The following is a 19,665-nucleotide window of genomic DNA, read 5'->3' on the forward strand; positions in this document are numbered from 1 at the left end:
GCGCTGGTCCGGGTGAACCAGCCTGGTGCTGCTATTCGGCCGCTGCCGGAGCCGGCTCGGTCGACGCCGTCGGGCGCGACTTCACCGTCCGGTGCGGCGCCAGGACCATGATCATGTTGCGACCGTCCTGCTTCGGCGCGCTCTCGACGATGCCGAGATCGACGACGTCCTCGGCCAACCGCTGCAGGAGCCGGTAGCCCAGCTCGGGACGCGACTGCTCGCGGCCGCGGAACATGATGGTCACCTTGACCTTGTCCCCGGCCTTCAGGAAGCGCACGACGTGACCCTTCTTGGTCTCGTAGTCGTGGGCATCGATCTTCGGCCGGAGCTTCATCTCCTTGATGACCGTCAGGACCTGGTTACGACGGGCCTCGCGAGCCTTCTGCGCGCTCTCGTACTTGAACTTGCCGTAGTCCATCAGCTTGCAGACCGGCGGACGCGCCGCCGGAGCGACCTCCACCAGGTCGAGGTCGGCGGCCTGTGCCAGGCGCAGGGCTTCCGCGATCGCAACGATGCCGATCTGCTCACCCTCTGCGCCGACGAGCCGGACCTCGGGAACGCGGATCCTGTCGTTGATGCGTGGTTCGACGCTGATTGAGACCTCCGTGAGTACGTCTTGTCGGTACGACCGTGCGGTCGGCGACCGACCACAGACTTCGAACGGTGTGGATGGGGCCGTCCGGTGAGTCAGCGGTGTGGACACGCGGAAACCGAACGACCGGATGCGAGCGTGCCGTGGCACGCTCGAGGTGGCCCCGCAGGGCCACCGACCGGGAACCCGGCCTTCGAACGGCTGTGGAACCGTTGATGACTGCGGGTGGGAGTTCGGACTCCACTTGTTCACGACTGCGCCGAGCGGCCGACCGGATCCTGTTCCCACAGGCCCGAAACGAGCGCGACCGACGCAGCAAGGTCGCACGCCGAGCATACACCGGTTCCCGGGCGTGTCCGGACCGGCCGAACCTCAGGCGTGGACGCCCCGGACGGCGGGCGGGGGTGTCATCGGGGGTCGGCGCGGGTCGGGCGGGCGGTACCGGCGGCCTTCGCCGCCTCGTGCTTGCGGGCCCGCTGCAGATCCTGCACCTCGAGCCGACCCAGCGGCCGCTCCGCTTCGTGTCGACGGGCTGCCTCGGCCTGCGCTGCGAGCACCTGCGGAGTGGGGACCGGGCGCGGTGGAGCCCAGCGGTCGAAGGCCGCCCGCAGCGCCTTGAGCGCGACGAGTGCCCGCTCGCGATCCATCGCCTGGATCGCGACGACCGGATAGGTCTCGTCGTCGGCCAGCTGCAGCATCGGCCATTGCGCCCCCTCGGGGAAGGAGATCGCGTGTACCAGCGGCCACTCCAGATCCCGATGGCCGACCATGTTGCGGATCCGCAGGCCCCATTGGGAGATTTCCAGCCGCGGCCGTGCTGCGGCGATCAGGATGGCCGCCGCGAACACGACGCCGACCCCGATCACCCCGATCTGGTCGGAAGTCTGGAAGCTGACCCCGTCGGCCGAGTTGCGCAGCAGAATGCCGACGACGAGGGAGACGACCAGGATCACCGTGGCCGACGCCGCCGCCCAGATGACGATCCGGCGGGGACGCACCAGGGTGGTCGAGGAGTCGGCGCCGGGTGCTGAGTGCTGCTCCGGAATGCTCATGAGCGACCGAATCCCATCCCGCCGCGCGGCATCCGCAACGAGCGGAGCACCAGGGCGCTCTGCAGCGCGGCCGTCATTGCCTCGCCGCCCTTGTCCTCCGTTGATCCGGACGCGCCGCTGCGATCGATCGCCTCCTGCTGGGTGTTGCACGTCAGCACCCCGTTGCCGACCGGGGTCGATGCATCGAGGCCGACCCTGGTGAGGCCCGCGGTGACGGCGTCGCAGACGTACTCGAAGTGTGGAGTTCCGCCGCGGACGACGACCCCGAGCGCCACGACGGCGTCGTGGTCGGAGGCCAGTTGCTGGGCGATCAAGGGCAGCTCGACAGCGCCGGCGACCCGCACGACCGTCGGGGTCCGGGTCCCGGCCTCGGCAGCGACGGCCAGCGCCCGCTCGAGCAGGACGTCGACGATCGCGCTGTTCCACTCGGTCGCGACGATGCCGACCGTGAGTCCGCGCGCGTCCGGCGTTACCGGTGTGGGTCGTCCCTCGCCACTCATGAGATTTCCTGCCGCACAACGGTTCCGGTCATGGAGTCGGTTCCGTTCATGGAGTCGGCGACCTCCCGGTCAGCAGGTCCGGTCGCCGTCGTGATCGAGGCGTCCAGTCCGGTCATCCCCGAGAGCTCGTGGCCCATCCGGTCGCGCTTGGTGGCCAGGTAGGCCTGGTTCTCCGCCGACAGGCCCGGCATCAGCGGGACCCGTTCGACGATCCGGAGTCCGTAGCCCTCGAGCCCGGCCCGCTTCGCCGGGTTGTTGGTGAGCAGCCGCATCGACTTCACGCCGATCTCGGCGAGCACCTGCGCGCCGGTGCCGTAGGACCGGGCGTCAGCCGGCAGCCCCAGCGCGAGGTTCGCATCCACGGTGTCGACACCGGTGTCCTGCAGCTCGTAGGCGCGGAGTTTGTTGAGCAGACCGATCCCCCGACCCTCGTGGCCCCGGATGTACAGCACGACGCCGCGCCCCTCGGCCACCACAGCATCGAGCGCCGCGTGCAACTGGGGCCCGCAGTCGCACCGCAGGGATCCCAGGACGTCGCCGGTGAGGCACTCGGAATGCACTCGGGTGAGGACGTTCTCGCCGTCGCCGAGGTCGCCGTGCACCAGCGCGATCAGTTCCCGTCCGGTGACGGTCGAGGTGAAGCCGATGGCCCGGAACTCACCCTGCGGCAGCGGCAGCCGGGCATCGGCCACCCTGCGCACCTGGTTCTCGTTGGCCCGCCGATAGGCGATCAGATCGGCGATGGAGATGATGGACAACGCGTGCAGTGCCGCGAACTCCCGCAGTTCGTCCGTCCTGGCCATCCCGATCGGATCGCGCTCGCTGACGATCTCGCAGAGCACCCCGGCCGGCGAGAGCCCCGCGAGCACCGCCAGATCGACCGCTGCCTCGGTATGTCCCGGACGGACCAGCACCCCACCGTCGCGGGCCCGCAATGGGACGACGTGTCCGGGCCGGGCGAAATCGTCGGCCACCGACACCGGATCGGCCAGCAACCGGATCGTGCGGGCGCGATCGGAGGCCGAGATCCCGGTGCTGATGCCCGTCCTGGCATCCACCGTCACCGCGTAGGCGGTGCCGCGCGGATCCTCGTTGATCGCCGACATCGGGGGCAGCGCCAGGCGATCAGCCTCTGCCTCGGTGATCGGGACGCAGATGTAGCCGGAGGTGTAGCGGACCATGAACGCCACCAACTCGGGGGTGGCGAGCTCGGCGGCGAAGATCAGGTCGCCCTCGTTCTCCCGGTCCTCGTCGTCGACCACGACAACGGCGCGGCCGGCGGAAATCTCCGCGATCGCCTTTTCGATCGGGTCGAAGACGCGGCTCACGACCGGCTCCCCACGCTGTCGGAATCAGCGGCACCTGCGGTGTCTGCGGTGGCCGAAGTGGCGCCGCCGAGGCCGGCACCGAGCAGTCGCTCGACGTACTTGGCCATCACGTCCACCTCGATGTTCACCCGATCACCCACTTGGGTGGCGCCGAGGGTGGTGGCGCGGAGAGTCTCCGGGATGACACCGATGGAGAACTCGGTGGCCGCGTTCCCGTCTTCATCGGTGGTGTCGGCGACCTCGATGACGGTGAGCGAGATGCCGTGGATGGCGATCGCCCCCTTGCCGGCGATGTAGCGGCCCAACTCGGCGGGCACCCGGAAGATCAGCGTGTCCCAGTTCTCGTGGTGCCGGCGGTCACGCAGGACGCCGATCCCGTCGACGTGTCCCTGCACGACGTGGCCGCCCAGCCGGGACGTCGGGGTCACCGAACGCTCGAGGTTGACCACATCCCCGGGGGCGAGCGCGCCGATGGCGGTGCGCAGCAGCGTCTCCCCCATCACGTCGACCTCGAACTCACTTCCGTCCGAGCCGACCACGGTCAGGCACACGCCGTTGACGGAGATGGAATGGCCGTGCGCCACGTCACCGGTGACCAGGGGTCCGTCGATCCGCAGTCGCGCGTCACCGCCGTCGGTTGCCATGTCCAGGGCCACGACGTGGCCCTTCTCCTCGACGATGCCGGTGAACATGCTCAACTCATCTCTGCATCCGGGCCGGTGGTGGATCGGCCGTGTTCTGATCCATCGTCCCACTGCATCCGGGTCCGTCGCGTCCGCCGTGGGTGACGAGCAGCACGTCAGCGCCGATGGGGGTCCTGCTCGGGTACTGCTGGGGTGCTGCTGATGCTCAACCCCGGGCGCGGACGGCCTGTTCCCGCAGCGCGCGCACCGCGGCGGCGGGGTCGTCGGCGCCGTACACGGCGGACCCCGCGACGAAGCAGTCGGCGCCGGCCGCGGCGGCCTGTTCGATGGTGTCGGCGTTGATGCCGCCGTCGACCTCGATCACCACGGTGAGGTGACCGGTGTCGACCATCCTCCGGGCCGAGCGCACCTTGTCCATCATCTCGGCGAGGAACGACTGCCCGCCGAAGCCGGGCTCGACGGTCATGATCAGCAGGGTGTCGTAGCTCCGAAGAGCCTCGACCCAGTCGTCGAGGTCGGTGTCCGGCTTGATCGACAGGCCGGCTCTCGCGCCGGCCGCCCTGATGTCCAGTGCGGTGGAGATCGGGTCGCGCACCGCCTCGGCGTGCACGGTGACGTTGTAGGCGCCTGCCTCCGCGAAGCCGACGGCCCAGCGATCGGGGTCGTCGATCATCAGGTGGCAGTCGACCGGGATGTCGGTGACCTTCAGCAGGGATTGCACCACCGGCAGACCAAGCGTCAGGTTGGGCACGAAGTGGTTGTCCATCACGTCGACGTGGAGCCAGTCGGCACCACCGGCGCCACCCACCCGGTGGGCCTCGTCGGCAAGGTGCGCGAAGTCGGCGGACAGGATGCTGGGAGCGATCAGAGGGGCCACGGACCGACCCTAACGGCTGCGACAGCGGCCGCGGGGCGCCCGCCGGCACCCTGCCGCCGGCGGTCCGGACACGTCCGGACGTCGCCGTGGCCGGTGATCTGCGCACCGGTACGGCCGGTATGCTGGGCCCCGGCAGCAATGCCCCGGCCGGATCCGTGCGTGCGCTCCCCGATCTTCCGCGGAGCCCCCGGAACGCGGTCCCACAGCGCAGAATTACCGAGACCGGATCTCGGCAGTCCGTCATCGAGCAGTTCCCGACATCCACCTGCGCTGCCCGCGGTTGTCCTTACCTGCCGGCGCGCCCACTCCACCCCGAGGAGCACGCCCGTGCCGTCCACCGGCAACAGCAGGAACGTCCAGTCCGACAAGATCCGATCCGTGCGACGGCCGGCCTGGTTCGCCCCTACGGTCCTGCGGACCGAAGTGCTGGCCGGTCTGGTGGTCGCCCTCGCACTGATCCCGGAAGCGATCGTTCTCGATCATCGCCGGCGTCGACCCGCGGATCGGATTGTTCGCCTCGTTCACGATGGCGGTCTCGATCTCCCTGCTGGGCGGCCGACCCGCGATGATCTCGGCCGCAACCGGCGCCGTGGCCCTGGTGATCGCACCGGTGATGCGCGACCACGGCATCCAATACCTGGTGGCGACCGTGCTGTTGGCCGGCGTCATCCAGGTGGCCCTCGGCCTGTTGGGCATCGCCCGGCTGATGCGGTTCGTGCCGCGGATGGTGATGGTCGGCTTCGTCAATGCGCTGGCCATCCTGATCTTCCTGGCCCAGCTTCCGCAGCTGACGCACGTGCCGTTCGCCGTCTACCTGTTGGCCGCTGCCGGGCTGGCCATCATCTATCTGCTGCCGAGGCTGACGAAGCTGGTGCCGTCTCCGCTGGTGGCGATCGTGGTGCTGACCGCGGTGACGGTGACCGCGGGCATCTCGGTACCGACCGTCGCCGACCAGGGCGCGCTCCCGGACAGCCTGCCCGGACTGTTCCTGCCGGACGTCCCGATCACCTGGGAAACCCTGCGGATCATCGGCCCGTTCGCGCTCGGGATGGCGCTGGTCGGTCTGCTGGAATCACTGATGACGGCCAAGTTGGTGGACGACATCACCGACACCGGCTCGAACAAGACCCGCGAATCGTGGGGGCAGGGCGCAGCCAACATCATCACCGGATTCTTCGGTGGAATGGGTGGCTGCGCGATGATCGGGCAGACCATGATCAACGTCAGATCCGGTGCCAGGACGAGGCTTTCGACGTTCCTGGCTGGGGTGTTCCTGCTGATCCTGGTGGTGGTGCTGGGGGATGTGGTCGGCCGGATCCCGATGGCGGCGTTGGTGGCGGTGATGGTGTTCGTGGCGATCTCCACCTTCGACTGGCACTCCATCTCGCTGCCCACCCTGAAGCGGATGCCGCGCAGCGAGCTGGCGGTGATGGCGGTGACGGTCGCCGTCACGGTGGCGACGCACAACCTCGCCTTCGGCGTGATCGCCGGCGTGCTGGTGGCGCTGATGCTCTTCGCGCGGCGGGTGGCGCACCTGGTGAGCGTGACCAGGAGTGTCTCGGACGACGGTTCGACGAGCACCTACCGGGTGTCCGGCCAATTGTTCTTCGCCTCGTCGAACGAGCTCGCCGGCGACTTCGACCAGCGTGATCCGGCGGACCGGATCGTGATCGACCTGACCGCGGCGCAGCTGTGGGACGCCTCCACCGTCGCTGCGCTGGACGCGATCGAGCACCAGTTCACCCGCCAGGGCAAGACGGTCGAGGTGATCGGTCTCGACCCGACGAGCGCCGGACGTCGCGCGAAGCTCTCGGGACATCTCGGCGCCGGCCACTGAGCCGGTTGCCCGGCAGTCCGGTCCGGGCTGGGCTCAGACCTTGCGGAACAGCGCCAGGAACATCGCGTCGGTGCCCTGCCGGTGTGGCCACAGCTGGATGGTCGGGCCGTCCCCCAGGTCGGGGACACCGGGCAGATACGGACGCGCGTCGAGCTGCTCGAGCTCCTTCGGCCGTCGCCGGACGACTCCTTCGGTCTCGGCGAGGTGCGGCGAGCAGGTGACGTAGCCGACCACACCCCCTGTCCGCACCAGGTTCGCCGCGGAGGCGAGCAACTCCCGTTGCAGCCGCACGAGTTCCGCGACATCGGAGGGCTTGCGCCGCCAGCGCGCCTCGGGCCGGCGGCGCAGCGCACCCAGCCCGGTGCACGGAGCGTCCAGGAGCACCCGGTCGAAGCTGCCCGGCTCGAAGCCGGGGTCCCGGCCGTCTGCGACGTGCACCGTCACCGGCAGGCCGGAGGTGGTGCGCCGCACCAGGTTCGCCCGGTGAGGGCTGATCTCGACCGCATCGAGATGAGCGCCGCGCTGGGCCGCCAGTGCACCGATCAGACCCGCCTTGCCGCCCGGGCCGGCGGCCAGGTCGAGCCAGCGCGCGTCCGCTCCGTCGAGTGCTGCGGTCGCCATCGCCACCGCGACGAGCTGCGAGCCCTCGTCCTGGACGGCGGCGCGGCCGTCGGCGACGGCTGCCACCGCGGCCGGCGCACCGGCAGGGAGCAGCACGCCGTAGGGCGACCAGCTGGTGGCGGTGCCGTCGGTCCGCGCCACCAGTTCGTCGCGGTCGATCCGGCCGGGACGGGCGACGAGGTGCACAGCGGGCGGTGCGTCATCGGCGCGGAGCGCATCGCCGAGTTCGTCGTCCCGGGGGGCCAGCGAGTCGGCGAAGGCCTGGACGATCCACTCGGGATGGGAGGTGGCGACCGAGAGGTGGCCGATCCGGTCCGACTGCTCGTCGGGGGCGAGGCGTTCGATCCAGGTCGCCAGGTCGGCCTCGGACACCCTGCGCAACACTGCATTGACGTAGCCGGCGGCGCCGGGGCGCCGGCCGGCGCGGACCAGGTCGACCGTTGCCGACACCGCAGCGTGCGACGGGATCCTGGTGCGCAGCAACTGGTATGCGCCCAACCGCAGTGCGTCCAGGATCTCCCCGTCGAGCTCAGCGATCGGCCGGTCGCCGCAGACGTCGATGATCGCGTCGAGCTGGCCGGCGGCGCGGCAGGTGCCGTACGCCAGCTCGGTCGCGAGGCCCGCGTCCCGCTGGTCCAGCCCGGCCCGGGTGATCAGGTCCGGCAGCACCAGGTTGGCATAGGCGTCCTGCTCGCGGACCGCCGTCAGCAGGTCCAGGGCGACCCGTCGGGCCAGATCGACCTCCGGGGGGCGGCGGGTGTCGGGCCGACGACGCGGGCCGGACGGTCCACGCTGTCCGCGCTGGGGGGGCCGGGTCATCTTCTCTCCTCGGTGCTGCTCGGGGTGGGGTCGTCCGCAGCTCCGGCGATGGTCTCCGCCGGCTGGATGCCCAATCGTTCGGCGGCGGCCGGCCGCGCACCGCGAGCCCAGTCGGCGGCGGGTACCGACTTCTTGCCGGGGGCGGTGACGGTGGTGAGGCGGACGGCACCGGTGGCGGTACCCACCACCACATCCCGCTTGCCGGCCATCAGAGCACCGGGCGGGAGCAGGGCGTCCATCGGCTCGACCGGACCGAGACCGAGGTTGCCCCAACGACTTTCGGTCCAGGCGCCGGGTTCCGGGGTCACCGAGCGCACCAACCGATCGATCTCGACGGCAGTACGGGTCCAGTCGACGCGCGCGTCCTGGACGCTGACCTTGCCGAAGTGCGAGATGCCATCCGCTGGCTGCGGCACGGCCTGCACCGCGCCGGAGGCGATCCCGTCCAACGTCGCGGTGAGCAGCTGCGCGCCGCTGCGCGAGAGCCGCTCGAGCACCTCGCCCGCGGTGTCCCGCAACCCGATCGCCTCGGTGACCGTGCCGAACACCGGGCCGGTGTCGAGCCCGGCCTCGAGCCGGAACGTGCTCGCCCCGGTGAGGTGGTCCCCGTGCCGGATCGCGGCGGCCACCGGCGACGCCCCGCGCCAGGCCGGCAGCAGGGAGAAGTGCAGGTTGATCCAGCCGTGGGTCGGGACGTCGAGCACCGGCTGCGGGAGGATCGCCCCGTAGGCGACCACCGCACCGGCCTCGGGAGCGAGAGCAGCGAGCGCGTCCAGGAACTCCGGGGTGCGGGCGTTCGCGGCGCGGATGACGGGCAGTCCCGCGCTCTCGGCAAGCTGCGCGACCGGCGACGGTCGGAGGGTGCGACCCCGGCCCACCCGAGCGTCCGGACGGGTGATCACCGCGACGATCTCGTGTCCTGGAGCATCGATCAGCGCCTGCAGCGACGGGACGGCGGCGGCCGGTGTGCCGGCGAAGACGATACGCAGGGGGAACCTCACGGTCGGGGAACGGGCGCTGGCGGACGCGTCGAGTCTAGGCGGTCACCGGCAGCGTCCCACCGGAGCTGGATCCTGCACCCGATCGACGGCTCGGTGCCCGATCTGCGCTCCGGAAGGCCGGATCCGGCGACGACCCGTCGAGAACGTGCGGGGCGGGCGCCCTCCTCGCCGACGAGGTCGGGATGTGCGTGCGGGTTCCCTATCCTTGATCGGTGACTTCCTCGCACCGACCGGGCACCGACGACGAGCGCGATGACGACCGCGACGACGACGCGGTGACCGCCTCGGTGACCGGAGCTCCCTCGGTCGCGCCCACCCCGGACGAGATCGCCGCCGCCATCCGGGTGCTGGAATCGGCTCACCTGCTCGACGAGGCGGAACCGGACTACGTCGCCCTGCGGCATGCCACCGGCCGGATGTTCAAGCTGCTCAAGAAGGTCCGTCGCACGAGCCGTCGAGATGCGATCAGCGCAGCCGACCGCGCGGTGATGGCGCTGACCGCCACCGCTGCCCCCGACCGGATCGACGACGAGACCAGGGGCAACGGACTCACGTCGTCGGCGTCCGGTGAGATCGCCGGGCATCTGACCCGGGCGCGGCCGTGCTACATCTGCAAACAGCCCTACACCCAGGTCGACCACTTCTACCACCAGCTCTGTCCGGACTGCGCGGCGTTCAACCACGCCAAGCGGGACGCCCGCACCGATCTCACCGGACGTCGAGCGCTGCTCACCGGTGGTCGGGCGAAGATCGGCATGTACATCGCCCTGCGACTGCTGCGCGATGGTGCGCACACCACCATCACCACTCGCTTCCCCCAGGACGCAGCCCGCCGGTTCGCGGCCATGCCGGACAGCGCAGAGTGGTTGCACCGCTTGGACATCGTCGGGATCGACCTGCGGGATCCGGCACAGGTGATCGCGCTGGCGCAGTCGCTGGACGAGGCGCCGCACCTCGACATCATCATCAACAACGCAGCCCAGACGGTGAAACGCAGCCCGGGCGCCTACCAACCACTGGTCGCCGCTGAGGACGAGCCGCTGCCGGCTGCGCTGGAGGCGGCGATCGCCACTGGGACCGGTCCGTCGATCCGGAGTTTCGCACGTGCCCACGACGCCCACCCGATCGCGCTGGCCGGATCGGTGCAGCGCCACCCGGTGCTGGGCGGGATCGACGTCACCGCCCTGGCCATGACCACCGGCGGGGCGTCACCCGAGCGGCTGGCCGCCGGGACCGCGATCGACGCCGGCGGTCTCGTCCCCGACCAGACGCACATCAACTCCTGGACGCAGGTGGTGGAGCAGGTCGATCCGCTGGAGATGCTGGAGGTGCAGCTGTGCAACGTCACCGCACCGTTCCTGCTGCTCTCGCGGTTGCGCGGAGCGCTGCGCCGGTCGCCGGCCCGGCGGACCTACGTCGTCAACGTCTCGGCGATGGAGGGGCAGTTCTCCCGCGCCTACAAGGGGCCGGGGCATCCGCACACCAACATGGCCAAGGCAGCACTCAACATGATGACGCGGACCAGCGCCGGCGAGATGCTGGAGACCGACGGCATCCTGATGACGGCCGTCGACACCGGCTGGATCACCGACGAGCGCCCGCACCACACGAAGGTGCGGCTGGCAGACGAGGGCTTCCACGCCCCGCTCGACCTGGTCGACGGCGCGGCCCGCGTCTACGACCCGATCGTGATGGGCGAGGCCGGGACGGATCTGTACGGTTGCTTCCTCAAGGACTACCGCCCCAGCCCCTGGTGACGTCGTGGGCTGACCCGGGCGCGCACGGGCCCGGCGCTGTGGGCAGGATGGATCGCATGACCGCTCGACTTCCCGACGACGCCGCGCTGATCGGTTCGATCGTCCGCCTCGATCCGACCGTCCCCACGGACGCAGAGGGGCTGTTCGCCGCTCTCGATCACGAGTCCGTCTGGATCTCCGGCTACGGCGGCGGGCTCGCCGGACGCGCGCAGGATCCCTCCTACTGGGCCGACGGCATCCCGGACCCGACCGATCGTCGGCAGTACACGGTGCGACTCTCGGCGGACTCCGGGCTCGGTGCTGCGGGGACGATCGTCGGGACCACCAGCTTGGGCGACTTCTCTCTCCTCGACGAGCGCACCCACCTGGGATGGACGGCCTACGACCCTGCCCTGTGGGGCACACCGGTGAACCCTGCGACCAAGCTGGTGGTGCTCTCCCACGTATTCGACGAACTCCGCTTCGGTCGGGTGAAGATCCAGTGCGACAACAGGAACGAGCGATCTGCCGCGGCGATCGCCAAGCTCGGTGCGACCCGGGAGGGTGTGCTGCGCAGGCACGTCCGGCGGGCCGATGGCAGCTTTCGCGACACCATCGTGTTCTCGGTGATCCTCGATGACTGGCCGGCGGTCGCCGCGGGCTTGCGGGCGCGGATCGACTGAGACTGCGGGCCCGGCGAACGGGTCGAGGTGCGAACTGGCAGGGTGACCGGCATGACGACAACGCCGCAACCGCCCGGGGAACCGGTCTCGACTCCTTCGTTGCTCGACCAGCGTGCGGGTGCGTCGCTCGACCAGTCGGGTTCCGCCACCGTCGAGGCTGTCAGGCAGTGGGTGGCCGATCATCGCGACGAAGTGCTGGCCGAGCTGGCCGCGTGGGTCGCGGTGCGCAGCGTGAGCAGCAGCGGTGAAGGATTCCCGGAAGCGACCGACGCGGCACGGGAGATGCTGGCCCGCAACGGCTTCGACGCTCGGATCGTGCCGACCGACGGACACCCGGCGGTCATCGGCGAGCTCTCCGGTGTGGATCCGGATGCACCGCACGTGCTCGTCTACGGGCACTACGACGTGCAGGCCACCGGACCGCGCGAGCTGTGGTCGAGCGACCCGTGGGAGACCGAGATCCGCGACGGCCGGATCTTCGGACGCGGAACGGCGGACAACAAGGGCCAGCACCTCGCGCAGATCCTCGCGATCCGGGCACTTCGCGAGGTCGGTGCGCCGAGCCCGTGCCGGCTGACGCTCGTGCTCGACGGCGAGGAGGAGATCGGCAGCCCGCACCTGCCCGCCGTGCTGGACACGATCACCGACCGACCCGACCTGTCGCTGTGGAGCGACGGCCCGGTGCACGCCTCGGGCCGGTGGACCGTCAGCCTGGGCGTGCGCGGCATCGTCATCTTCACCCTCACCGCCCGCGGGGCCACCTCCGGCCCGCTGCACTCCGGTCACTGGGGTGGGGTCGCGCCGAACCCGGCCTGGCGCCTCGTGCAGTTGCTCGCCACCATGCGCTCGCCCGACGGGGTGTCGTTGGTCGAGGGTCTGGAGGACGGCGTGCTGCCGTTGACCGCCGCCGAGCAGGACGCGTTGGCAGCCCTGCCGCTCGACCTGCCCACAGCGCTCGCCTCGGCCGGGATCACGGATCTGGAACCGCCGGCGGCACTCACGTACTACCAGCGCCTGACCCGGCCGACCTTCAGCATCAATTCGTTGACCTGCCACGACACCCAGGACCACCGCACGATCATCCCGGACACCGCGACCGCCCGGTGCGACATCCGGATGGTCGGCGGGCAGCGGTCCGCACACGTCATCGAAGCGCTCCGTGCGCACGTGCAGCGGTACGCCCCGGACATCGAGCTCGAGGCCGCCGAGTCGATGGAACCGGCCAGGACGTTGCCCGAATCCCGCTGGACGCAGGCCGTTCTCGCCGGCGCCCTGGCCGGGTTCGGGGAAGAGCCGGTGCTCACCCCGGCGCTCGGTGGGAGCCTGCCGATCGCCGCGCTGGCCGACGCCTTCGACATCCCCTCCTACGGCCTGCCGCTGGCCAATGTCGACGAACGAAACCATGCGCCGGACGAGAACCTGATGGTGGAGATGTTCCTGGCCGGGATCACCGCGGCTGCCGCGGTGAACCTCGCGCTGGCCACTGAGGGTCGCGCGGGGAACAGCTGACCCGTCGGGCCCGTACGCCGCTGTTCAGAGGATCGCGGACGGGTCGACCTGGACCCGCGGAGGTGTGGCGTCCTTGCGGGCCGATCGGGCGGCCGTCATCACCCGGACGGCAGCGGCCAGGGCCTTGCGGCCGGACTGGGACGTACGCAGCAGCGCCCGCACCTCGTCCTCGGCGCCCGGCCGCGCGGGACCGGTGTACTCGACCGGCACCGGACCCAGCACTTCGGTGCGGGGAGGCAGCTGCACCTCCTCGACGGCCGCCGTGACCGTCTGCTCCGATCCGGTCAGCGAGATCATCGCGGTGATCGGCGGGAAACCGAGTTCCCGGCGGCCCGCGAGCTCGACCTCGGCATGCCGCACCGGATCCCAGCGGATGAGCGCCTGCGCCGCGGCGATCGACCCGTCGATCCCCAGCACCACCCGCCCGCCGGCCGCCGCGGATCGCACCAGCATGGTGGCGGTGAGCCACCGGGCGAGGGCCTGCTCGGCCGCCCGCAGGTCCGGCCGGGAGAGCATCAGCCCGCCGTCCAACAGCAGGGCGGCGCCGTAGCCGCCGTCGGCGATCGGTTCGGCCCCCGGTGTCGCGACCACGATCGCGGCCGCAGCGGGGACGGTCTCCCTGATGGTGTCGCCTGCCGAGGTGATCAGCGGGACGTTCGGGAAAGCCCGTCCCAGCTCCTCGGCCGTGCGCCGCGCCCCCTGCCCGCTCGCCCGCAGCTCGTGCCCACCGCAGGCACCGCAGATGAAGTGGGCCTCCGGTACTCCGCACCACCGGCAGGCCGGGATCCGATGTCCGGCAATGATTCCGAGCGGACCGTGGCACCGTCGACACCGCGCGGGACGGCGACACTCGGTGCACGTCAGGGACGGCAGATAGCCGCTGCGCGGGACCTGAACCAGCACCGGGGTGCCCGCTGCCACCGCTTCCCGGGCAGCCGCGAACGCAGCCGGTGACAGTCGGGCGCCGGCCGCCGCCGAGCTCGCGCCGACCGCATAGGTGTCGCCCTGGGCCTCGATCCGGGGAGCGCGGGTGCGGACGGTGGCCCGATCGGCGACGATCTCCTGGGCCCAGCCCGACTCCACCAGCAGCTGCGCCTCCGCCGTCCGGGAAACCCCGGCCAGCAGCAGCGCGCAGCCGGCGGCCACCGACCGCAGCATCAGCACCTCCCGGGCATGCGGATAGGGGGCACGGGGCTCGGCGAACAGGTCGTCACCGTCGTCGACGATCGCGAACAACGCAGGATCGACGACCGGCGCGAAGGCCGCGCCACGGGTTCCCGCGACCACCCGGACTGCTCCCCGCCGGACGGCGAGGAAGCGCCGGTACCGCTCAGCCGGACCCAGATCCGCCGACAGCACGGTGAACTCCTCGGGCGCCAGCACTTCGGCGAACGCGGCCTCCAGTCGCAGCAGGTCACGCGCGTCCGGCACCAGGACCAATGCTCCGCGTCCGGCCCGGTGGGCGACCGACGCCGCCTCGGCCAGCCGCTGTGGCCACCGCTCCCCCGGCGCCTGCTGCCACACCGCGCGTGCTGCTGCGCCCTTGGCCACTGCGGACAGGAACGCGGCGCCTTGCGGGTACTGCAGCCAACCGGGTGTCACCGGTGCTGGGAGCTCCGACGTGGGTGGCGCACCGGGGGTCGGCCGGGCGGACGCCTCGGCCCTGGCATGGCGCGGCGGCACGGCGAGCCGGAGCACGTCGGCGAGGCTGCCGACGTACCGGTCGGCGACGGTGCGGGCGAGGACGGCGATCTCCGGGGCGAGCACCGGATCGGCCGAGACCACCTTCTCCAGGAACCCGAGCTTGCCGTCGTGATCGGTGACGGCGAGCCGGTCGAGCACGAAGCCGTCGGTGAGCTTGCCGGCGAAGCGGACCTTGACCCTGACCCCCGGCTCCGCAGCCTCGGCCAGTTGCTCGGGGACGAGGTAGTCGAACGGGCGGTCCAGGTGGGTCAACGAGATGTCCACAGCGATCCTGGCGATCGGCAGGGAATCGGCTGCGCGCCGGACGATCGGAGCCGGTTTCGGGCGGGGATGCCGGACCTGGCCCCGCGGCGCGGGGGGCACTGGCTCGGCGGACGTCATCTGTCGTGGATACCAGACGGCTCCGTCAGCGCGAGCGGGGTGTCCACCTCACGTTGTCGAGCGAACGCAGGGCCGAGACCGGACGATGACCTGACGGGATCTCGACACGCTCGTTCCTCGCTTGCTCGATCAACGGACTTCGTGGGTGAGCGGGCGGAGTGACACGACACCGCTCGTCACCTTGCGGGATCTCGACGCGCTCGTTCCTCGCTTGCTCGATCAACGGACCTCGTGGGTGAGCGGGCGGAGTGAGACGACACCGGTCGTTAACTTGCGGGATCTCGACGCGCTCGTTCCTCGCTGCTCGATCACCTTGCAGTTCGCAGTGTTCTCGTCGTCGACGACATTGACCGCGAGGGGTGGTGTGCCGGGTCAGGGAGTGGCTCGGGCATGGGCGGGAATCCGCCGGGTGAGCCTGCGAACCCGCGGAACCCGCCGGGCGGGACCCGGCACACCACCACTCGCGCCAGCGTCAGGTGGTCGTGCGATCAGAAGCCGAGGGCCGCCTTGAGGCCATCGACGCGGTCCAGGTTCTCCCAGGGCAGGGAGATGTCGGTTCGGCCGAAGTGACCGTAGGCGGCGGTGGCCGCGTAGATCGGGCGCTTGAGGTCCAGATCCCGGACGATGGCCGCCGGCCGCAGGTCGAAGACCTCGCGGATCGCCTGGGCGATCTTGTCGGGGTCCACCTGCTCGGTGCCGAACGTCTCGACGAACAGGCCGACCGGGGCGGCGACGCCGATGGCGTAGGCGACCTGCACCTCGATCCGCTCCGCGAGGCCCGCTGCGACCGCGTTCTTGGCGACCCACCGCATGGCGTAGGCGGCCGAGCGGTCGACCTTGGACGGATCCTTGCCGGAGAACGCGCCGCCACCGTGGCGGGCCATCCCGCCGTAGGTGTCGACGATGATCTTCCGACCGGTCAGACCGGCGTCACCCATCGGTCCGCCGACGACGAAGCGTCCGGTCGGGTTGATGTGCTTGCGATAGCCGCGGACGTCGATGTCGACCTCGGCGATGACCGGTTCGATCACCTGGCTGGTGATGTCGGTGGCCAGCAGATTCTCGAGATCGATGTTGTCGGCATGCTGGGTGGACAGCACCACGGTGTCGAGCCGGATGGCCTTGTCGCCGACGTACTCGATCGTCACCTGGGTCTTGCCGTCCGGACGCAGGTACGGGATGGTGCCGTCCTTGCGCACCTCCGTGAGCCGCCGGGCCAGCCGGTGCGCGAGCGCGATCGGTAGTGGCATCAGCTCGGGGGTGTCGCTGCACGCGTAGCCGAACATCAGGCCCTGATCGCCCGCGCCCTGCCGGTTGATCTCGTCGTCCGCGGCGCCCTCGACGCCGGTGCGGATCTCCTCGGCGGTGTCGACGCCCTGCGCGATGTCGGCCGACTGGGCGCCGATCGCGACGTTGACGCCGCAGGAGGCGCCGTCGAAGCCTTTGGACGAGGAGTCGTAGCCGATCTCCAGGATCTTCTCCCGGACGATGGTCGGGATGTCGGCATAGGCGGAGGTGGTCACCTCACCGGCGACGTGCACCTGGCCGGTGGTGACCATGGTCTCCACCGCCACCCGGCTCTCCGGGTCCTGGCGCAGCAGCTCGTCCAGGATCGAGTCGCTGATGGCGTCACAGATCTTGTCCGGGTGGCCCTCGGTGACCGATTCGGATGTGAACAGACGGGAGGTCACTGGTGCGCTCCTTGGACGAACTCGTGGTCGGGGGGCGCTGTGCGCGCCCGTGGCAGGGTATCCGCTCGACGCGGGCCGTTCACAATCAGCCCGCCCGCTCCGCAGGCGACGGGGGTCGTCGCCACCGTCAGTGGGAGGCGCCCAGTAGCATGGCCAACCGGTCGCAGACCGCCGCCGCGACCAACGTCTTCGGGCCGAACGGGATCTCCAGGTCCGGCAGCTGCGGGTCGGCTGCCAACACCACTGCTGCGTTGTCGTCGGACTCGAACGCCTGACCGGCGTCCACCCGGTTGACCACCAGCGCGTCACATCCCTTGCGGCGCAGCTTGTCCCGGCCGTACTGGATCGCATCGGCCCGCTCATCGCCGGTTTCCGCGGCGAAGCCGACGATCACCGGGGTGCGGCTCGTTCCGCGATCGTCCACCAGCCCCGCCAGGACGTCCGGGTTCTCGGTCAGCTCGATCGTCGGCACTGCGACCGCCCCGGGGTCGGTCCCGTGGTCGGGGGCGTCAGCGGCCCCGTCGGCGCTTGCCACGGCAAGGCGCCGTTTCTTGATCTTGTGGGCGCCCACGACAGTCGGTCGGAAGTCCGCGACCGCGGCGTTCATCACCACGGCATCCGCCCCCCGCGTCGCGGCGACCACCGCCGCCTGCAGTTCGGCAGCGGTGCCGACGTGCTCGGTGCGCACCCCCGGCGGATCGACGAGCTGGGCGTTGGCGCTGACCAGGGTGACCTCAGCGCCACGGGCCGCGGCCACCAGCGCGATCGCATACCCCTGTCGACCCGAGGAACGGTTGCCGAGGAACCGCACCGGATCCAGCGGTTCGCGGGTTCCCCCGGCACTCACGACGATCCGGCGGCCGACGAGATCCTGTGGCAGCGCACCCGGGCGGTGCAGCAGCAGCTGGACCAGCTGCGCCAGCTGCTCGGGTTCGGGAAGCCGACCGGGACCGGAATCCGCACCGGTGAGACGCCCGACGGCAGGCGGCACCACGACCGTCCCCCGATCGCGCAGCGTCGCGACATTCGCGACCGTGGCCGGGTGGGTCCACATCTCGGTGTGCATCGCCGGCGCCAGCAGCACCGGCGCCCTGGTGACCAGCAGGGTTGCCGTCAGCAGATCATCTGCCCGGCCCGCGGCCGCCCTGGCGATCAGGTCGGCGGTGGCCGGGGCGATCACCACCAGATCCGCCTGCTGACCGAGCGCGACGTGCCGTACCTGCGGGATGTCCTGGAACACCTCGGTGGTGACCGGATTGCCGGACAGGGCTTCGAAAGTGGCCGCCCCGACGAAGGACAGCGCCGACGCCGTCGGAACGACGGTGACGTCGTGGTCGTCGGCGCGGATCCGGCGGATCAGCTCACAGGCCTTGTACGCGGCGATCCCGCCGGACACCCCGACGACGACCCGTTTCTGCTGAGGATGCTCTGCCATCCGCCCGAGGGTAGTGGCGCAGTCCTCATCGGATTGCCCGGTGGTCGCCAGGGGTACGCCGCGGGCGGAGACACGAGAACCGCCGGTCGAGGTGACCGGCGGTTCTGGCGGTGTTCGTGATGCCGTGTTCGTGCTGCGGTGTTCGGTGATGCGGTGTTCGGTGATGCGGGCCGGATCGATGCTCGGCCCCGCACCGGACGGATCAGGCTCCGTCGCTGTCGCCCTCGATGTGCACGAGCTTGCCCTCGTTGATCTCGCGCAGCGCGATAGACAGCGGCTTCTCCTTGGGCAGCGGCTCGACGAGCGGGCCGACGTACTCGAGGAGGCCCTCGCCGAGCTGGGCGTAGTAGTCGTTGATCTGGCGCGCCCGCTTGGCGGCGTAGATCGACAGTGCGTACTTGCTGCTGGTCTTCTCGAGCAACTCGTCGATCGGCGGGTACGTGATGCCCTGGGCAGCGATCTGGGACGGTGTTGCGGTCATGCGCTTCAGCTCCTGACGAACGACGATCCGCGGCGGCGACGGGCCCGGTGACCGGGCCGCGCGCAGGCCCTGACGGGCTCAGCTGCGGGAAGTGGAATCAGCAGATTTGCTCATCCGCCATCAAGTCTACCAAGCCGGCGACCGCGGCCCCGACATCGTGATTCACCACGGTGTGGTCGAACTCGGCTTCGGCGGCCAACTCACGCCGGGCAGCGTCCAACCGGGCCGTCTGCTGCTCTGGCGTCTCGGTTCCGCGCCCGATCAGGCGTTGGGCGAGCACCTCGAAGGACGGCGGCTTGAGGAACACCAGCACCGCGGGATCCTCGCTCGCCTCGGTGGCCACCCTGACCTGCCGGGCCCCCTGCAGCTCGATCTCCAGCAGCACGTCGACACCGCTCGCGAGGTGCTCCTCGACCGGGCCGCGTGGGGTGCCGTACCGGTTCCCGGCGAACTCGGCCCACTCCAGCATCTGACCGGTGTCGATCCAGCCCTGGAACTGCTCAGGAGTGACGAAGAAGTAGTTGCGGCCGTGCTGCTCGCCCGCCCGCGCGGTGCGGGTGGTCGCGGAGACGGAGATCCACAACTGCGGCACGGCAGCAGTCAGCCGGGCCAGCACCGTGCTCTTGCCCACCCCTGAGGGGCCCGAGAGGACGAACAAGCGTCCACGTCGAGTCCCGCTGGTGGCGTCCCCCGGAGTCTGACCCGAGGGTGCGGCACGGTGCCGCCCGGCTGTCTGCGTCATGCGGTACGGCTCATTCCTGATGTCCGGTCCGG

General features: G+C 70.7%; 16 protein-coding genes and 1 pseudogene. 4 read left to right on the forward strand and 13 right to left on the reverse strand.

The window, feature by feature from the left end; all coding sequences use genetic code 11:
• Positions 1-31 precede the first annotated feature (31 nt).
• From infC to rpe, 6 genes are all read right to left on the reverse strand, one after another.
• A complete protein-coding gene (infC, locus tag ABLG96_RS15085) occupies positions 32-595 on the reverse strand; it encodes a translation initiation factor IF-3 (protein WP_353651530.1) in 564 nt (187 codons plus the stop codon).
• A gap of 404 nt (positions 596-999) precedes the next feature.
• Positions 1,000-1,644, reverse strand: coding sequence for a PH domain-containing protein (locus ABLG96_RS15090; protein ID WP_353648171.1), 645 nt, complete (start codon positions 1,642-1,644; stop codon positions 1,000-1,002).
• Positions 1,641-2,144, reverse strand: coding sequence for a 6,7-dimethyl-8-ribityllumazine synthase (gene ribH, locus ABLG96_RS15095; protein ID WP_353648172.1), 504 nt, complete (start codon positions 2,142-2,144; stop codon positions 1,641-1,643). Before ribH ends, ABLG96_RS15090 begins: the two co-directional genes overlap by 4 nt.
• Positions 2,141-3,472: a bifunctional 3,4-dihydroxy-2-butanone-4-phosphate synthase/GTP cyclohydrolase II gene (locus ABLG96_RS15100; RefSeq protein WP_353648173.1), complete on the reverse strand. Its 1,332-nt coding sequence runs from the start codon at positions 3,470-3,472 to the stop codon at positions 2,141-2,143. Before ABLG96_RS15100 ends, ribH begins: the two co-directional genes overlap by 4 nt.
• Positions 3,469-4,164 carry a riboflavin synthase gene (locus ABLG96_RS15105; protein WP_353648174.1) on the reverse strand — a complete coding sequence of 232 codons (696 nt, stop codon included), beginning with the start codon at positions 4,162-4,164 and terminating at the stop codon, positions 3,469-3,471. Before ABLG96_RS15105 ends, ABLG96_RS15100 begins: the two co-directional genes overlap by 4 nt.
• 157 nt (positions 4,165-4,321) lie before the next feature.
• Complete coding sequence (gene rpe, locus ABLG96_RS15110; protein WP_353651531.1) at positions 4,322-4,984, reverse strand: ribulose-phosphate 3-epimerase; 663 nt, start codon at positions 4,982-4,984, stop codon at positions 4,322-4,324.
• A 378-nt stretch (positions 4,985-5,362) separates the two neighbouring features.
• Between rpe and ABLG96_RS15115 the strand changes: the two are divergent.
• Positions 5,363-6,830: pseudogene (locus ABLG96_RS15115) on the forward strand (SulP family inorganic anion transporter).
• Between the two features lie 33 nt (positions 6,831-6,863).
• Here ABLG96_RS15115 and ABLG96_RS15120 read toward each other — a convergent pair.
• Together ABLG96_RS15120 and ABLG96_RS15125 are read right to left on the reverse strand one after the other, a co-directional pair.
• Positions 6,864-8,270 carry a transcription antitermination factor NusB gene (locus ABLG96_RS15120; protein WP_353648175.1) on the reverse strand — a complete coding sequence of 469 codons (1,407 nt, stop codon included), beginning with the start codon at positions 8,268-8,270 and terminating at the stop codon, positions 6,864-6,866.
• Complete coding sequence (locus ABLG96_RS15125) at positions 8,267-9,259, reverse strand: methionyl-tRNA formyltransferase (protein WP_353651532.1); 993 nt, start codon at positions 9,257-9,259, stop codon at positions 8,267-8,269. The genes ABLG96_RS15120 and ABLG96_RS15125 overlap by 4 nt, the downstream gene beginning before the upstream one ends.
• Before the next feature lie 299 nt (positions 9,260-9,558).
• Here ABLG96_RS15125 and ABLG96_RS15130 point away from each other — a divergent pair, with 299 nt between their 5' ends.
• Genes ABLG96_RS15130 through ABLG96_RS15140 form a run of 3 tightly spaced genes read left to right on the forward strand, consistent with a single transcriptional unit; the run spans position 9,559 to position 13,199 of the window.
• Entirely contained in the window at positions 9,559-11,028 is a 1,470-nt protein-coding gene (locus ABLG96_RS15130) for an SDR family NAD(P)-dependent oxidoreductase (RefSeq protein ID WP_353651533.1), read from the forward strand.
• Between the two features lie 56 nt (positions 11,029-11,084).
• On the forward strand, positions 11,085-11,690 hold the full coding sequence (locus ABLG96_RS15135; protein ID WP_353648176.1) for a GNAT family protein: 606 nt from the start codon (positions 11,085-11,087) through the stop codon (positions 11,688-11,690).
• A 51-nt stretch (positions 11,691-11,741) separates the two neighbouring features.
• Positions 11,742-13,199, forward strand: coding sequence for a M20/M25/M40 family metallo-hydrolase (locus ABLG96_RS15140; protein ID WP_353648177.1), 1,458 nt, complete (start codon positions 11,742-11,744; stop codon positions 13,197-13,199).
• Positions 13,200-13,223: 24 nt separating this feature from the next.
• Here the strand turns inward: ABLG96_RS15140 and ABLG96_RS15145 are convergent, their stop codons facing one another.
• The 5 genes from ABLG96_RS15145 to gmk all read right to left on the reverse strand — a co-directional run bounded on the left by ABLG96_RS15145 (position 13,224) and on the right by gmk (position 19,633).
• The gene (locus ABLG96_RS15145; protein ID WP_353648178.1) at positions 13,224-15,284 is read right to left on the reverse strand and encodes a primosomal protein N'; all 2,061 of its coding nucleotides are present in this window, start codon (positions 15,282-15,284) and stop codon (positions 13,224-13,226) included.
• Positions 15,285-15,772: 488 nt separating this feature from the next.
• A complete protein-coding gene (metK, locus tag ABLG96_RS15150; RefSeq protein WP_353648179.1) occupies positions 15,773-16,975 on the reverse strand; it encodes a methionine adenosyltransferase in 1,203 nt (400 codons plus the stop codon).
• Between the two features lie 127 nt (positions 16,976-17,102).
• Positions 17,103-18,410, reverse strand: a complete 1,308-nt coding sequence (gene coaBC / locus ABLG96_RS15155; RefSeq protein WP_353648180.1) for a bifunctional phosphopantothenoylcysteine decarboxylase/phosphopantothenate--cysteine ligase CoaBC — start codon at positions 18,408-18,410, stop codon at positions 17,103-17,105.
• A gap of 202 nt (positions 18,411-18,612) precedes the next feature.
• Entirely contained in the window at positions 18,613-18,891 is a 279-nt protein-coding gene (gene rpoZ / locus ABLG96_RS15160; RefSeq protein ID WP_353648181.1) for a DNA-directed RNA polymerase subunit omega, read from the reverse strand.
• Positions 18,892-18,988: 97 nt separating this feature from the next.
• Entirely contained in the window at positions 18,989-19,633 is a 645-nt protein-coding gene (gene gmk, locus ABLG96_RS15165; protein WP_353648182.1) for a guanylate kinase, read from the reverse strand.
• Positions 19,634-19,665 lie beyond the last annotated feature (32 nt).

It is taken from the genome of Nakamurella sp. A5-74 (assembly GCF_040438885.1).
Lineage (GTDB): Bacteria > Actinomycetota > Actinomycetes > Mycobacteriales > Nakamurellaceae > Nakamurella.